Source organism: Acidihalobacter yilgarnensis, assembly GCF_001753245.1.
Classification (GTDB): Bacteria; Pseudomonadota; Gammaproteobacteria; order DSM-5130; family Acidihalobacteraceae; genus Acidihalobacter; species Acidihalobacter yilgarnensis.
Window position 1 is genome coordinate 1,903,710 of the sequence record NZ_CP017415.1, and the last position, 12,685, is coordinate 1,916,394.

Here is a 12,685-nt window from a genome sequence, read left to right on the forward strand (position 1 = left end):
GTACTATACGAAAATCGTCAGGAGTCCTCACAATGAACCGAAGCTTTGTCGCGCTGGGCGCCGCCCTGGGCATGATCTACGTGATAATGGGCGCGGTCAGCGACCACGTGGTCCACGCCGAGGTGGATGCCCACCTGTTTCGCATCTTCAACATAGCCCTGCGCTTCGAGATTGGTCATGCCCTTGGCCTGATCTTGATTGGTTTGACCGCAGCGCACCTCGGACGCAGCCGCCTATTGACCATCGCGGGCTGGCTGATGTTTGCAGGTACGCTGATGTTCAGCGGCAGCCTGTATCTCATCGTACTCACCGGCCATCCGGGGCTCGGCATCATCACACCGTTCGGCGGTAGTGCGCTGATTCTGTCCTGGCTGCTGTTTACACTCGCGGTTATCAAAGGCCCTGCGAAGGCATGACCCTCGCCCATCCACTCAAGGCAACCCCATGACCGAAATGACATTCTCACTGCGTGCCGAGCAGGCACTGGAAGCCCTGCTGGAGCGCATCAGCGAGCACGATATACTCGCGGATCTCGACGCAGATCTCGTCGACGGTGTGCTGCGCATCGATTTTGACAGCGGTGCTGTACTCATCATCAATCGCCAGGAACCGGTACAACAGCTCTGGCTGGCCTCTCCCGAGGGCCCGGCGCACTTTGGCCTCGATGCCGAACGCGCCGAATGGCTCAATCACCGTACCGGCGAATCGCTGACCGCAACACTCAGTCGGGTTTTCAGTCAGCAGATGGGCTCACCCGTCACGATCGTCGGCCCGCTCTAGAAATGCGAGATCTAGACTCGGGCGTCGTCAATCAGACGCTCGGTGATCTCCGCCAGAACCAGTCGACGCGGCCTCCGTTCGCATTGACCTTCCAGCCAGCGGATGGCCTCGGCGCCCGCCGGCTGGACACATAGGCGCCACGACGCCCAGCGGTACACAAACGGAGACATCAAGCGAAACGCCAGATAGCCGATTGTCGCCACGGCCAGCGCATACCAGGCAGCATCGCGGTACCATAACCACATGGCCAGCCCATAAGCGCAAAATGCCAGAGCGGCAATGGTGATCTTGGCACGCCGCATCGTCCGCATCAGAATGGTGAGACTGTCGGCGTGACGTTGAAGGTCGATTTTGTTCATGCGCGCATCATAACAAGGCACCAGAGGAGTCAGAGTATGGCGACTGCACAGTCAGCCGAATCAGCCTGGCAATGGCATGTACGTCTACCACGCAACGACGACGGCCGCGACTTCTGTGTGGGCGATCTTCATGGCATGTTTCCACTGCTGGAGCACGCCCTCACCCAGCTTCGCTTCGATCCCGCACGCGATCGCCTGATGTCCGTGGGTGACCTGATCGATCGCGGCCCGGAATCCGCGAACGTCGTAAATTTCCTCGGCCGATCCTGGGTACATGCCGTGCGCGGCAATCACGAACAGATGCTGCTGGACAGCGAAGGCGACCCCGCGCTGGAGGCCGATTGGACGATGGGTTGTGGTGGCGACTGGTGGCTGGCGCTGCCTGAAGTAAACCGGAAACGTTGCCGATCAGCGATCTCGGCCCTGCCCTATGCGCTAGAGATCGAAACCCGACTGGGTCTGGTGGGCATCGTCCATGCAGATGTCCCCCAGGACATGATGTGGACGCAATTCGTTGATCGTTTGGGTATCGACCCCGATGTACGCGAACACGCGCTCTGGTCGCGTACACGCATCGGTCGTGTGCGCCGAGGTGAGGCAGTGCCCCCGGTGCCGGGTATCGATCTGCTGGTCTGTGGACACACGCCACTGAATGCAGCCCAACAGGCGGGCAACGTACACTTCATCGATACCGGTGCGGTCTACGCCATGCGCTTCCAGCAAGCCAGCCTGACGCTGCTCGAAATACAACCGGAATGGCGCGTCCACAGTTTTCCTGCCAACACACCGGTCAAGCGCGTTAGCGCTACACCTTAACCCGCCTGGGCCTGTCCGATCACCGCCCAAGCCTCATCAATAAGCGTAGGCGCGACCTGCGGCTGATGGGCGCCTTCGCTTAGGGTGCGTCGAAAACGCCGTGCGCCCGGCAATCCCTGCACCAGCCCCATCAGATGCCGCGTCATATGCGCCAGCGGCACACCCTGCGCGTGTTGACGCTCGCAATACTCCCGATAGGCCGCCAGCACCCCCTCGCGCGATGGCTTCACCGCCGGCGGTGGGCAACCGAAAACGCGCGTGTCAGCCTCGGCCAGCAACCAGGGATTGTGATAAGCCGCGCGCCCGACCATCACCCCGTCTACCTGCGCCAACTGCTCGATGGCCTGGTCAAGATTCAGAATTCCGCCGTTGATGATGATCTCCAGCGCCGGATAATCCTCCTTGAGTCGATATACGCGGGGGTAATCCAGTGGGGGGACATCTCGATTCTCGCGCGGACTCAAGCCCTTGAGCCAGGCCTTGCGCGCATGGATCGTAAAGCTGCCGCAACCGGCCTCCGATACGCGTTCGACGAAACCACATAGCGCCTCGTAGCTGTCCTGGTGGTCGATACCGATGCGCGTTTTCACCGTCACCGGCAAACGCGTGGCGCCACGCATGGCAGCCACGCATTCGGCGACGGTGTCCGGCTCCGCCATCAGGCAGGCACCGAAGCGCCCCGCCTGCACTCGGTCACTGGGGCAGCCGACGTTGACATTAATCTCATCGTAACCATATTGCTCCGCCAGGCGTGCAGCAGCGGCCATCTCGCTCGGGTCGCTGCCACCAACTTGTAGGGCGACCGGATGCTCCTCATGGTTGTAGTTCAGCAAGCGGGCGGCATCGCCGTGCACTAGCGCGGCACTGGTCACCATTTCCGTGTACAGCAGCGTGTGTTGCGAAATCAGTCGCAGCAAATAGCGCGCGTGACGGTCCGTGTAATCCATCATCGGCGCCACGCTGAGTCGTCGGCTTATGTTCTGATGCATTTCAATCACGATCACCGCCATAACGCGTCTTGAGGTAGGCGAATACGGCTCGCAGGCCCATGGCCTCACCACCACGAGGGCGCCCTGGCCTCGCTCGCAGATTCCAAGCCATCAGGTCGATATGGACCCAGTCAAGGGTCTTCGGCACGAAGGCATCGAGAAACAGGGCGGCGGTGATCGCGCCGCCAAAAGGCGAAGTGCTGCAATTGAGCAAATCGGCGATACCGCTGTCGAGCTGGCCGCGATATTCCTCGACCAGGGGCAGGCGCCAAAGAGGATCCTGCGCCCATGTGCCGGCCTCAACCAAGGCATTCGCGACCGCATGGTTGTGCGTAAAAAAAGCTGGCAGTTCAGTGCCCAAAGCCACGCGCGCCGCACCGGTCAGGGTCGCAAAATCAATAATCAGGCTCGGCGCGCCATCGCTGGCCTCGGCCAGTGCGTCGCACAACACCAGACGGCCTTCGGCATCGGTATTGTCGATCTCGACGGTCAATCCCTTGCGTGTTTTCAGTACGTCGCCGGGCCGGAAGGCATCGCCGGAGATCGCGTTTTCCACCGCAGGCACCAGCACGCGTAAGCGAATAGGCAAGTGCTCGGACATGATCAGCCGGGCCAGCCCCAGGACATGCGCGGCACCACCCATGTCTTTTTTCATGTGCCGCATGCCGCTGGCGTTCTTGAGATCGAGTCCACCGGTATCGAAACACACGCCCTTGCCGACCAGCACCACTTCCGGGTTGTGCATCTCGCCCCAGCGCAGGTCGATGAGCCGGGGTGGGTGCACGCTGGCGCGCCCGACCGCATGAATCGCAGGGTAACCCTGGCTGAGCAACGCGTCGCCGACGATGACCTCACAAGTAGCATCAAATTCGTGCGCGAGCGCACATGCAGCGGCGGCAAGCTGTGCCGGCCCCATGTCTTCGGCGGGCGTATTCACCAGATCGCGCACCAACGAACAGGCTGAAATCGTCCGCACAGCCTCATCGAACACCGTATCGCTTTCGATCAGCAATCGCGCTGGCGCACGCTTGGACGCCTTGTATCGCTGGAAACGATAGGCGCCCAACCCCCAGCCAGTGGCCAGACGCGCGAGTGCGGTGCCTTCAAAACCTTCAAGGCGATAATCGCGCGCTGGCAGGCGATACGGGAGATCGCCCAATGCCCAGTGGTCCTCCGGGTCATCGAGCGTCACCACGACACTCAGGCCTCCATCCACATCGGGCAGCAGGCTGAAGGCTCGGTGCGCCGGTTTGAAATCGCTGGCACTCAACCACTGCCCCAGCGCCTCGGGTTGAGCCGCAAGCCAGCCTGCATAGGCCTCGGTCGTCACCACGTGAATCACCGCAGGCACGTCGCCGTCGCGCACCGACCGGGCGAGCCCAGGCAGGGTCATTTCCATACACGCTCCTTGGGAATCTGTCGCCGAAAACCGTCTATGTTAGACTGCCCGCCCTTCGGTTTCACCTGCCCTCGAGAAAGACCGCCTCATGACAAAGGCACTATCAATCCGCAATTTACGTAAGGTCTATGCGCAAGACATCGTCGCGCTCAAGGGCATCGATCTTGATGTTGAGGAAGGCGATTTCTTTGCCTTGCTTGGCCCCAACGGGGCTGGCAAATCCACCACCATCGGCATCTCCAGCTCGCTCGTCAACAAGACCTCCGGCGAAGTGCGCATTTTCGATTGCGACCTTGATACGCAGAAGTCACAGGCCAAGACCTTCATCGGCCTCGTGCCGCAAGAATTCAATTTCAATCAGTTCGAGCCGGTTGAGGAAGTGCTCATCAATCAGGCTGGCTACTACGGCATCGACCGTAGCAAAGCGCGCGTACGTGCCGAACGTTATCTTAAGCAACTGGGGCTTTGGGAGAAGCGCCGTCAAATGGCGCGCAACCTGTCCGGCGGACAGAAGCGGCGTCTGATGATCGCGCGGGCGTTGGTGCACGAACCCCGACTGTTGATTCTCGACGAACCCACGGCAGGTGTGGATATCGAGATACGCCGCTCGATGTGGGCCTTTCTGCGCGAAATCAACGCGCAGGGCACCACCATCATCCTGACCACGCATTATCTGGAAGAGGCGGAAAATCTCTGCCGCAATATCGCCATCATCGATCACGGCGAGATCGTTGAAAACACCAGCATGAAACAGTTATTGGCCAAGATGATCCACGAAACCGTGGTTCTGGACGTGGCGACACCATTGGGGACATTACCCGAACTCGCCGGCTACCGCTTGCGCGGCATCGACACCCTGACACTGGAGGCCGAGATCACCCGGGAGCATGGCCTGACCGAGCTTTTCAGTAAGCTCAACGAGTACGGCATACGCGTGACCAGCATGCGCAACAAGAGCAATCGCCTGGAAGAATTATTCATGGCGTTGGTTGGTGAGGGCGAATCCGCCAATCGCCGCAACGTGAGTTAGGAAATACCGCCGTGCAAATACGCAGTCAATACATCGCGCTCAAGACCATCGTGGTTAAGGAAGTGCTTCGCTTCAGCCGTATATGGGTACAGACGATCGTACCGCCGGTGGTCATGACCACGTTGTACTTCATTATCTTCGGGCAGCTCATCGGCCATCGTATCGGCCAGATGGATGGCTACAGCTATATCCAATACATCGTACCCGGTCTGGTGATGATGGCCATCATCACCAACTCATACTCGAATGTCGTGTCGTCGTTTTTCGGCGCCAAATTTGGACATTACGTGGAAGAGATGTTGGTGTCTCCAATCCCCAACTACTTGATCCTGCTGGGTTATGTGCTGGGTGGTGTCGCACGCGGACTTGTAGTCGGACTTGCCGTCACCTTGACCTCGCTGATATTCACCCACCTGCGAGTGGAAAACCTGCTGGTCACGGTCAGCATCGCACTCCTGACCTCCATATTGTTCGCGCTCGCCGGCTTCATCAATGCCGTGTTCGCGAAGAGTTTCGACGATATTTCCATCGTCCCGACCTTCATACTGACGCCACTGACCTACCTTGGGGGCGTCTTCTACTCGATCAACCTGCTGCCAACCTTCTGGCAACGTGCCTCAATGGCCAATCCGGTGCTGTATATGGTCAACGCCTTCAGAGACGGAATTCTCGGCACATCGGACATACCATTGTGGACGTCATATACCGTGATCGTGGGCTTCATTGTGATACTTGCCGGTGTCGCGCTGACGCTGCTCAATCGCGGAGTCGGCATCCGTCACTGAAGCTCGGAACACGCCATCGCACAGCAATGCTAGATATATCAAAGTGTATGGGTCGGCCGGTCCGACTTGAGCATGCCGGCCAGGGCGTTTTCAATGCGATTACGCACCTTGCCGTTGTCCTGATCGCTGAACTGCACCCCGATTCCTGAAAGCCGCCCGCCTTGCGAACCCTTCGGCGTAATCCAGATGATACGCCCGGCCACCGGGAGCTTTTCGCCGTCGTCCAGCAATGTGATGAGCATGAACACCTCATCGCCCAATTGATAGTGGCGTTGGGTGGGAATGAATAGGCCGCCATTCTTCACGAAGGGCATGTATGCCTGATAGAGCGCACTCTTCTCGCGAATCGAAAGCGTCAGGATGCCTTGTCCGACGGACATGTGTTCTACCTCGTGCACAAATTTACTGCTTGACGGCCGCACGGTAGCGGATGAGAAGTGCCTCGAGCTGCAACGCGGCATTAAGCCCATTGCCCAACAGGCCGTGTAGGCGCTGCGTCTGATCAAGGCATTCGAACAGCCTTGCTAAGTCTAACCCTTCCCTGCAGGCAAGCAACTCCCTCTCAAAATCTGGGTTTTCGCGCACGCCAGCGCCATTGCCGACACGGATCAGATCGCGCAGCCAGGCTGCGAGCGTGTCCAACAAGGTCCGGCTGATCGTATCCGCCAGTTCATCCGCCAGCTCGCCCACATCGGCTCGACCCTTGACCAGTTGCCCAAGCCCCTCGATCAGACGCGCCCGCTGCTTCAGGCCGGCTTCGTCGGCATATTCCAGTGCGGCGAGTGGAGCACCGTTGGCGCGCGCCAAGGCAACGGTCGCGCGCCCCGCCTCACCCAGGCGTTCGTTCAACCATACGCGTGTCTCAGCAACTGCGGGTGCGCCGAAACGCAGAGACTGGCAGCGGCTGCGAACGGTCGCTGGTAGACGGGTCGGGCGATCCGTCACCAACATCAGCAAAGCGGCCGAGGCGGGCTCTTCCAGCGTCTTCAGCAAACTGTTGGCAGCAAACACGTTGAGCGCGTCGGCCGGTTGCACGACCACAACTCGGCGGCTTTTCAAGCTTGGGCTGAACGTCAGGAATTCGATCAGGCCGCGAACCGCATCGATGCGAATGGGCTTATCCGGTGATTCCGGCTGGACCAATAGGCGGTCGGGGTGCGTTCCCGCCACATAAAGCTGGCAACTCCGACAAACTCCACAGGCTCGTCCCTCCCCCGTCGGTTGCTCGCACAATATAGCCTGGGTCAAACTCAGTGCGAAGGCCATCTTGCCGAGCCCCGGAATACCGCTCAGGAGCAGCGCGTGCGGCAGACGCCCTTGTGCAATCTGTGCCTGCAATTGCGACCATTGCTGCCGCTGCCAGGGATAGGGAGCGTCGCTCATACGCGATCGCCCTCCTCCGGTTCAGCACGTACCGCCGCATGCAATGCGAGTAGCACCTCGTGAATGTCGGCGCTGACGAGCGCCGGTGAACGCGCCGCGTCGATGACCCGGAAGCGCGCGGGAAAAGCCATGGCGCGGTGCAGATAGGCCTCGCGTACACGCTCGAAGAAGTCTCTGGCTTCGCGTTCGAAACGGTCATAACCACCGCCACGTCCGGCCACGCGCTCGAACCCCAGCTCGACCGGTGCGTCAAGCAACAAGGTCAGATCCGGCTGCAGTTCCCCCTGCACCCAATGTTCCAGGCTCTCGATACGGGCCGAAGCCAAGCCGCGGCCCATACCTTGATATGCGTACGTCGCGTCCGTGAATCGGTCGCAAACCACCCAGTCCCCACGGGCGAGCGCGGGTCGAACGACTTTCGCCAAATGTTCGTTACGCGCCGCGAATACCAGTAAAAGTTCGGTATCGGCATCCATGCCTTCGCCAGCCTCGCCCTTGAGCAATCCACGAATGCTCTCGGCGAGCGGGGTCCCGCCAGGCTCACGTGTAGCGACGACGCGGTGACCGAACGATTCGACCAATTCGCGTACGTAAGCGAGTTGGGTGGACTTACCAACCCCCTCGCCACCTTCCAGCGTGATGAAACGACCCTGTGACATCAACTCGCGCCTCCTGCCTTGGCTTCACCGGCCGGATAGCGTGCCGCATTGCCGCCCAACTGGTATTTGATCACCGCCTTCTGCTGCTCGGCATAGGTCTTGGAGAAAACGTGTGTACCTTTGCCCGTCGCCACAAAATACAGATAATGGCTATCCGCCGGATGCAGCACGGACTGGATGGCCGCGCCACTGGGCAAGGCAATCGGCGTCGGCGGCAATCCGGCATGTACGTAGGTATTGTACGGGGTGTTGCTGCGCAGTCCCTTGAACGTCAGATCGCCGTGATATCGCTTTCCCAAACCATAAATCACGGTCGGATCGCTTTGCAGGCGCATACCCAAACGCATGCGATTGATGAAAACGCTGGCCACCAGCGGACGCTCTTGGGCCGAGCCAGTTTCCTTCTCGACGATCGAAGCGAGGATCAGGGCATCGTAAGGGGTTTTAATCGGTAGATTCGCTGCGCGACCGGTCCAAGCGCTGTCCAGATCCCGTTGCATTGCTCGGTAGGCGCGATGCAGGATCGACAAATCACTCGCCCCATTGCTGAAAAAATAAGTATTGGGGTAGAACCAACCTTCCGGCGACATCCCCTTCGGCCCACCCATGCGATGGATCAAATCGGCGTAATCAGCGGGTTTGAGGGTGTGCTCGATATGCGGGTCGGCATTGAGCACTCGCATCACTTGTGCAAAAGTCCAGCCATCGACCAAGGTGATGCTGTATTGCACCGTCCGCCCGCTAACCAAGGCATCGAGCAGATCGAGGGGTGTCATGCCTTCACGTAAGGCGTAATCCCCACTCTGTATGTGCCCCGCCTGCCTCGTGAAACGCGCGTACAGCAACCACCAGTTGGGTCGGGGCAGAATATGCAGGGCGTGGAGCCGAATGGCCACCTGCCGGGCCGTGCTACCAGCCGGCACCTTGAATTCGGCCGATCCAGTGGCAAGTGATAACGGCGTATGCAGATAGCGCCAGCCCATTCCCAGCGGAATCGCCAGTATCAGCACGAGAACGAGTGCCAACATCGGCACCGGTTTGCGCATCAGCATGCGCCTTCCTGCACGGCCTGCGACAGCTCGCGCATCAACGACGGAATCTGCATATCATGATTTTCCAAGCGGCGCACAGGCCAGAGACCTATGACGCTGTTACACACGAACAGACCCTCCGCGCTTTGCAGGCGAGCCGGCGCGAGTACCTCGATACGGGTCACGATGCCTTGAGCAGCGGCCCAGTCGAGGATGCGTGCACGCATGATGCCCGCGACGCCGCAACGGCTCAAATCAGGCGTCCGCAGTGTATCACCTTCAATCCAGAACACATTGCTCATCGTCCCCTCGACAACCCATCCGTCCGTGTCCGACAGCAAGCCTTCAGCAATGGCTTCATCGTCCCACTCCGCACGCGCGAGCACCTGATGCAGACGATTGAGGTGTTTGATGCCAGCCAGTGCCGAATCGATGGGTAGACGTGTTCGGCAATGACGCAGTGCAACGCCTTGCTCGGCGTATGTCGCCGGATAGGTTGGCCAGGGATGCAACGAGACGATCCAACGCGGTGTAATCTTACTCGGCGCACGATATCCGCGTCCGCCGTCGCCCGCAGTCAGTACCAGCTTGAGTACGTGTCGTCCCAGTGCCGGAGCATCCGTGAGCAATGCCGTTTCCAATCTATCGCGGTCAGGCGCCGGTAGCCCGAGACGTCGGCAGCCTTCGACGAGGCGCTGCCAATGCCTTGGCCAATGCGGCAAATGACCTGCGCGTAGCTCCATGGTCTCGAATACGCCATGACCGTAGGCCAGTCCTCGATCGGTGGCTGGTATCGTTTTCTGCATTCTCTTGCCCTGTTGCGGTTGCGCTGTCACTCCGCCTACCCCAGGGCTCGGATCAAACCTTCCGCCTTGTGCCGGGTTTCGGCAAGCTCGGCTTCCGGCTGGGAATCGGCGACGATCCCAGCACCGGTACGAAAACGTAACTCGCCGTCGTTCCACTCCAGTGTGCGGATCAGGATATTGAGGTCCATACGACCATTGTCGCCAAGATAACCAATGGCGCCGGTATATGCCCCTCGCGCGGCGCCCTCCAGCTCCCGCAGTATCTGCATGCAACGTATTTTGGGACAACCGGTGATCGTGCCGCCGGGAAACACCGCACGGATCAACTCGCTGGGACGTAGGCCAGCGCGTGGGCGAGCACGCACGTTCGAGACGATATGGTGCACGTGGGCATAGCTCTCCGTCACCATCAGCTCATCGACTTCCACCGTGCCTGTGCGGGCAACCCGACCGAGGTCGTTGCCCTCCAGATCGATTAGCATGACGTGTTCGGCGCGCTCCTTCGGGTGTGCGGCAAGCGCCTCCAGCAAGGCTCGGTCCGAGTCGGCATCTGCCCCTCTCGGTCGCGTTCCGGCAATCGGCCGTGTCGACAACCAGCCGTTCTCATGTGCGATCAGGCGTTCCGGAGAGGAGCTTACGATAGCCTGCGTGCCCAGCGTCGCCAGTGCCGCGAACGGTGCGGGATTGGTCCGCCGCAGGCGCGCATAAACTTCGGCGGCTCGATGCCCGGCGGCACTCGTCCCGGTCCAGGCTCGCGACAGATTGACCTGGAACACATCGCCCTCGCGGATATAACCTCGGATGCGCTCGACGCCGGCCAGATAATCCGCAGCGGGCGCCTCATCCAGCGTTAATCCCAGCGGCGCCATATCGGCAATGGCCGGGAGCTCCATCGAGCGTTCGGCATCCTGCACAATCGCCGTCAGCAGGGATTCCCTGCCGGGCGCGGTCACCGCATACAGCCGCCCTTGTGCATGATCGCGAATCACCGCCGCCGGGCAGTATTGTGCTGCTGCTGCCGGCCAGCCCCAGGGATGAGCAGGCGCCTGCCCCAGCACGGGCTCCAGCCCATAGGCAAGCTCGTAGCCAAGATAGAGAAACCAGCCGCCGGTAAAGGGCGGCTCATCCGCCGATATCTTTCGTCCGAAGGGTTGACCGCCAACCGAATCCAGCCAGTCTGCAAAACGGGTGCCGTCGGGGTCGACGAAGGTGCGCTCAGGAAACGCGAACAGGATGTCGTAGCGGCCACGGGCGCCATCACGGGTGACGCTCTGCAGCAGATGCGGGTATCGCTGCGCATCAAGCCGGTGGAGGGCAAGCAGATCGTCCGGCCCGCGCAGCGGGCGCTGCGCGGGCATGATCAAATTTTCCGGAACAATAATGATCCGTTGGTGCCGCCGAAGCCGAAGGAATTCGACAGGGCGCAGTTCACCTGAGTCTCGCGCGCCGTATTCGGCACGTAGTCGAGATCGCAGCCCTCGTCTGGATGATCGAGGTTGATCGTCGGCGGGAGCACTTGGTCACGCAGCGCGAGAATCGAAAAGACAGCCTCGACACCACCGGCGGCGCCAAGCAGGTGTCCGGTCATCGATTTGGTGGAACTGACCGCCAAATGCTCAGCGTGGTTGCCGAAGGCGCGCTTGATGGCATCGCTCTCGGCCCTGTCGCCCACCGACGTGGAGGTACCGTGCGCGTTGATGTAGTCGACCGCCTCGGCATTCATACCCGCATCGCGCAGGGCGAGCTTCATGCATCGCGTGGCGCCTTCGCCGGAGGGCTGAGTCATGTGATAGGCATCTGCGTTGAGCGCGTAGCCAGCCAGTTCGCAATAGATGCGGGCACCGCGTGCCATCGCGTGTTCGTAGGATTCGAGCACCAGGACACCGGCACCGTCACCGATGACGAAACCGTCCCGATCACGGTCCCAGGGACGACTGGCCCCGGCCGGATCATCATTACGTGTGGATAAGGCACGTGCAGCGGCAAAGCCCGAGATGCATAGCGGCGTCGAGGCCATTTCCGCCCCGCCCGCAACCATCACATCCGCATCGCCGTACGCAATCATGCGCGCGGCATCGCCGATGTTGTGGGTTCCGGTCGTGCAGGCCGTGACGATTGCGATATTCGGCCCTTTGAACCCGTACATGATAGACAGGTTGCCGGACACCATATTGATCAGGCTGCTGGGAATGAAGAAGGGCGAGACCTTACGTGGTCCACCGTTCATCAAGGCGATATGACCCTTCTCGATACCCGGCAACCCGCCAATACCGGAACCGATAGCTACGCCGATACGCTCAAAATCGAGCTTCTCGTCATCGGCTTCGATCCCCGCGTCACGGATCGCCTGAATCGCCGCCCCCATACCGTAATGGACAAAAATATCCATTTTTTTCTGGTCTTTGGGGGTGATGTATTCGTCAACATCGAAGTCGCGCACCGCGCCGGAAATTTTGACGGGCGAATCCACGGCATCGAAGTGATCGATGTGCGTGACCCCGCTACGACCGGCCAGGATGTTCTCCCAGGCAGTTTCAAGCTTCGAGCCCACGGGTGAAACAATCCCGAGACCGGTGACGACTACGCGCCGCTTCGACAAGGCAGTATCCCTCTTCTATTCCCTTGCAGTCCCCTGCGGCCGGCACCCG

At 60.3% G+C, this 12,685-nt stretch carries 15 protein-coding genes; 5 read left to right on the forward strand and 10 right to left on the reverse strand.

Annotated features, from left to right (window positions below; genetic code table 11):
* Nucleotides 1-32 precede the first annotated feature (32 nt).
* Entirely contained in the window at nucleotides 33-416 is a 384-nt protein-coding gene (locus BI364_RS09060; RefSeq protein WP_070078466.1) for a DUF423 domain-containing protein, read from the forward strand.
* Nucleotides 417-444: 28 nt separating this feature from the next.
* On the forward strand, nucleotides 445-780 hold the full coding sequence (cyaY, locus tag BI364_RS09065) for an iron donor protein CyaY (RefSeq protein ID WP_070078467.1): 336 nt from the start codon (nucleotides 445-447) through the stop codon (nucleotides 778-780).
* A gap of 11 nt (nucleotides 781-791) precedes the next feature.
* Here the strand turns inward: cyaY and BI364_RS09070 are convergent, their stop codons facing one another.
* Nucleotides 792-1,139 carry a hypothetical protein gene (locus tag BI364_RS09070; RefSeq protein ID WP_156782686.1) on the reverse strand — a complete coding sequence of 116 codons (348 nt, stop codon included), beginning with the start codon at nucleotides 1,137-1,139 and terminating at the stop codon, nucleotides 792-794.
* Nucleotides 1,140-1,175: 36 nt separating this feature from the next.
* On the opposite strand from BI364_RS09070, the gene BI364_RS09075 reads away from it, so the two are divergent.
* Entirely contained in the window at nucleotides 1,176-1,955 is a 780-nt protein-coding gene (locus tag BI364_RS09075; protein ID WP_070078469.1) for a metallophosphoesterase, read from the forward strand.
* Here the strand turns inward: BI364_RS09075 and dusA are convergent.
* The gene (gene dusA, locus BI364_RS09080; protein ID WP_070079988.1) at nucleotides 1,952-2,944 is read right to left on the reverse strand and encodes a tRNA dihydrouridine(20/20a) synthase DusA; all 993 of its coding nucleotides are present in this window, start codon (nucleotides 2,942-2,944) and stop codon (nucleotides 1,952-1,954) included. The genes BI364_RS09075 and dusA overlap by 4 nt on opposite strands.
* Before the next feature lies 1 nt (nucleotide 2,945).
* The gene (locus BI364_RS09085; protein ID WP_233279474.1) at nucleotides 2,946-4,343 is read right to left on the reverse strand and encodes a leucyl aminopeptidase family protein; all 1,398 of its coding nucleotides are present in this window, start codon (nucleotides 4,341-4,343) and stop codon (nucleotides 2,946-2,948) included.
* Between the two features lie 88 nt (nucleotides 4,344-4,431).
* Here BI364_RS09085 and BI364_RS09090 point away from each other — a divergent pair, with 88 nt between their 5' ends.
* The gene (locus tag BI364_RS09090) at nucleotides 4,432-5,373 is read left to right on the forward strand and encodes an ABC transporter ATP-binding protein (RefSeq protein WP_070078470.1); all 942 of its coding nucleotides are present in this window, start codon (nucleotides 4,432-4,434) and stop codon (nucleotides 5,371-5,373) included.
* A gap of 11 nt (nucleotides 5,374-5,384) precedes the next feature.
* Complete coding sequence (locus BI364_RS09095) at nucleotides 5,385-6,158, forward strand: ABC transporter permease (RefSeq protein WP_070078471.1); 774 nt, start codon at nucleotides 5,385-5,387, stop codon at nucleotides 6,156-6,158.
* 38 nt (nucleotides 6,159-6,196) lie between these two features.
* On the opposite strand, the gene BI364_RS09100 is transcribed toward BI364_RS09095, so the two are convergent.
* The 7 genes from BI364_RS09100 to fabF are packed head-to-tail and all read right to left on the reverse strand — an operon-like array spanning nucleotide 6,197 to nucleotide 12,636.
* Nucleotides 6,197-6,538: a PilZ domain-containing protein gene (locus BI364_RS09100; protein WP_070079990.1), complete on the reverse strand. Its 342-nt coding sequence runs from the start codon at nucleotides 6,536-6,538 to the stop codon at nucleotides 6,197-6,199.
* A 22-nt stretch (nucleotides 6,539-6,560) separates the two neighbouring features.
* Nucleotides 6,561-7,541, reverse strand: coding sequence for a DNA polymerase III subunit delta' (locus tag BI364_RS09105; protein ID WP_070078472.1), 981 nt, complete (start codon nucleotides 7,539-7,541; stop codon nucleotides 6,561-6,563).
* The gene (gene tmk, locus BI364_RS09110; protein WP_070078473.1) at nucleotides 7,538-8,200 is read right to left on the reverse strand and encodes a dTMP kinase; all 663 of its coding nucleotides are present in this window, start codon (nucleotides 8,198-8,200) and stop codon (nucleotides 7,538-7,540) included. The genes BI364_RS09105 and tmk overlap by 4 nt, the downstream gene beginning before the upstream one ends.
* Nucleotides 8,200-9,252 carry an endolytic transglycosylase MltG gene (gene mltG / locus BI364_RS09115; RefSeq protein ID WP_156782688.1) on the reverse strand — a complete coding sequence of 351 codons (1,053 nt, stop codon included), beginning with the start codon at nucleotides 9,250-9,252 and terminating at the stop codon, nucleotides 8,200-8,202. The genes tmk and mltG overlap by 1 nt, the downstream gene beginning before the upstream one ends.
* Nucleotides 9,246-10,037, reverse strand: coding sequence for an aminodeoxychorismate lyase (gene pabC, locus BI364_RS09120; RefSeq protein WP_070078474.1), 792 nt, complete (start codon nucleotides 10,035-10,037; stop codon nucleotides 9,246-9,248). The genes mltG and pabC overlap by 7 nt, the downstream gene beginning before the upstream one ends.
* A gap of 35 nt (nucleotides 10,038-10,072) precedes the next feature.
* Nucleotides 10,073-11,395 (reverse strand): aminodeoxychorismate synthase component I, encoded by a 1,323-nt coding sequence (locus BI364_RS09125; protein WP_070078475.1) that lies wholly within the window; start codon nucleotides 11,393-11,395, stop codon nucleotides 10,073-10,075.
* Nucleotides 11,396-11,397: 2 nt separating this feature from the next.
* The gene (gene fabF, locus BI364_RS09130; protein WP_070078476.1) at nucleotides 11,398-12,636 is read right to left on the reverse strand and encodes a beta-ketoacyl-ACP synthase II; all 1,239 of its coding nucleotides are present in this window, start codon (nucleotides 12,634-12,636) and stop codon (nucleotides 11,398-11,400) included.
* Nucleotides 12,637-12,685 lie beyond the last annotated feature (49 nt).

Excerpts from the sequence above, each read along its gene's own strand:
- BI364_RS09060 (WP_070078466.1), top strand. The coding sequence starts at position 33 with ATGAACCGAAGCTTTGTCGCGCTGGGCGCCGCCCTGGGCATGATCTAC.
- cyaY (WP_070078467.1), top strand. The coding sequence starts at position 445 with ATGACCGAAATGACATTCTCACTGCGTGCCGAGCAGGCACTGGAAGCC.
- BI364_RS09070 (WP_156782686.1), bottom strand. The coding sequence starts at position 1,139 with ATGAACAAAATCGACCTTCAACGTCACGCCGACAGTCTCACCATTCTG.
- BI364_RS09075 (WP_070078469.1), top strand. The coding sequence starts at position 1,176 with ATGGCGACTGCACAGTCAGCCGAATCAGCCTGGCAATGGCATGTACGT.
- dusA (WP_070079988.1), bottom strand. The coding sequence starts at position 2,944 with ATGCATCAGAACATAAGCCGACGACTCAGCGTGGCGCCGATGATGGAT.
- BI364_RS09085 (WP_233279474.1), bottom strand. The coding sequence starts at position 4,343 with ATGGAAATGACCCTGCCTGGGCTCGCCCGGTCGGTGCGCGACGGCGAC.
- BI364_RS09090 (WP_070078470.1), top strand. The coding sequence starts at position 4,432 with ATGACAAAGGCACTATCAATCCGCAATTTACGTAAGGTCTATGCGCAA.
- BI364_RS09100 (WP_070079990.1), bottom strand. The coding sequence starts at position 6,538 with ATGTCCGTCGGACAAGGCATCCTGACGCTTTCGATTCGCGAGAAGAGT.
- BI364_RS09105 (WP_070078472.1), bottom strand. The coding sequence starts at position 7,541 with ATGAGCGACGCTCCCTATCCCTGGCAGCGGCAGCAATGGTCGCAATTG.
- tmk (WP_070078473.1), bottom strand. The coding sequence starts at position 8,200 with ATGTCACAGGGTCGTTTCATCACGCTGGAAGGTGGCGAGGGGGTTGGT.
- mltG (WP_156782688.1), bottom strand. The coding sequence starts at position 9,252 with ATGCTGATGCGCAAACCGGTGCCGATGTTGGCACTCGTTCTCGTGCTG.
- pabC (WP_070078474.1), bottom strand. The coding sequence starts at position 10,037 with ATGCAGAAAACGATACCAGCCACCGATCGAGGACTGGCCTACGGTCAT.
- BI364_RS09125 (WP_070078475.1), bottom strand. The coding sequence starts at position 11,395 with ATGCCCGCGCAGCGCCCGCTGCGCGGGCCGGACGATCTGCTTGCCCTC.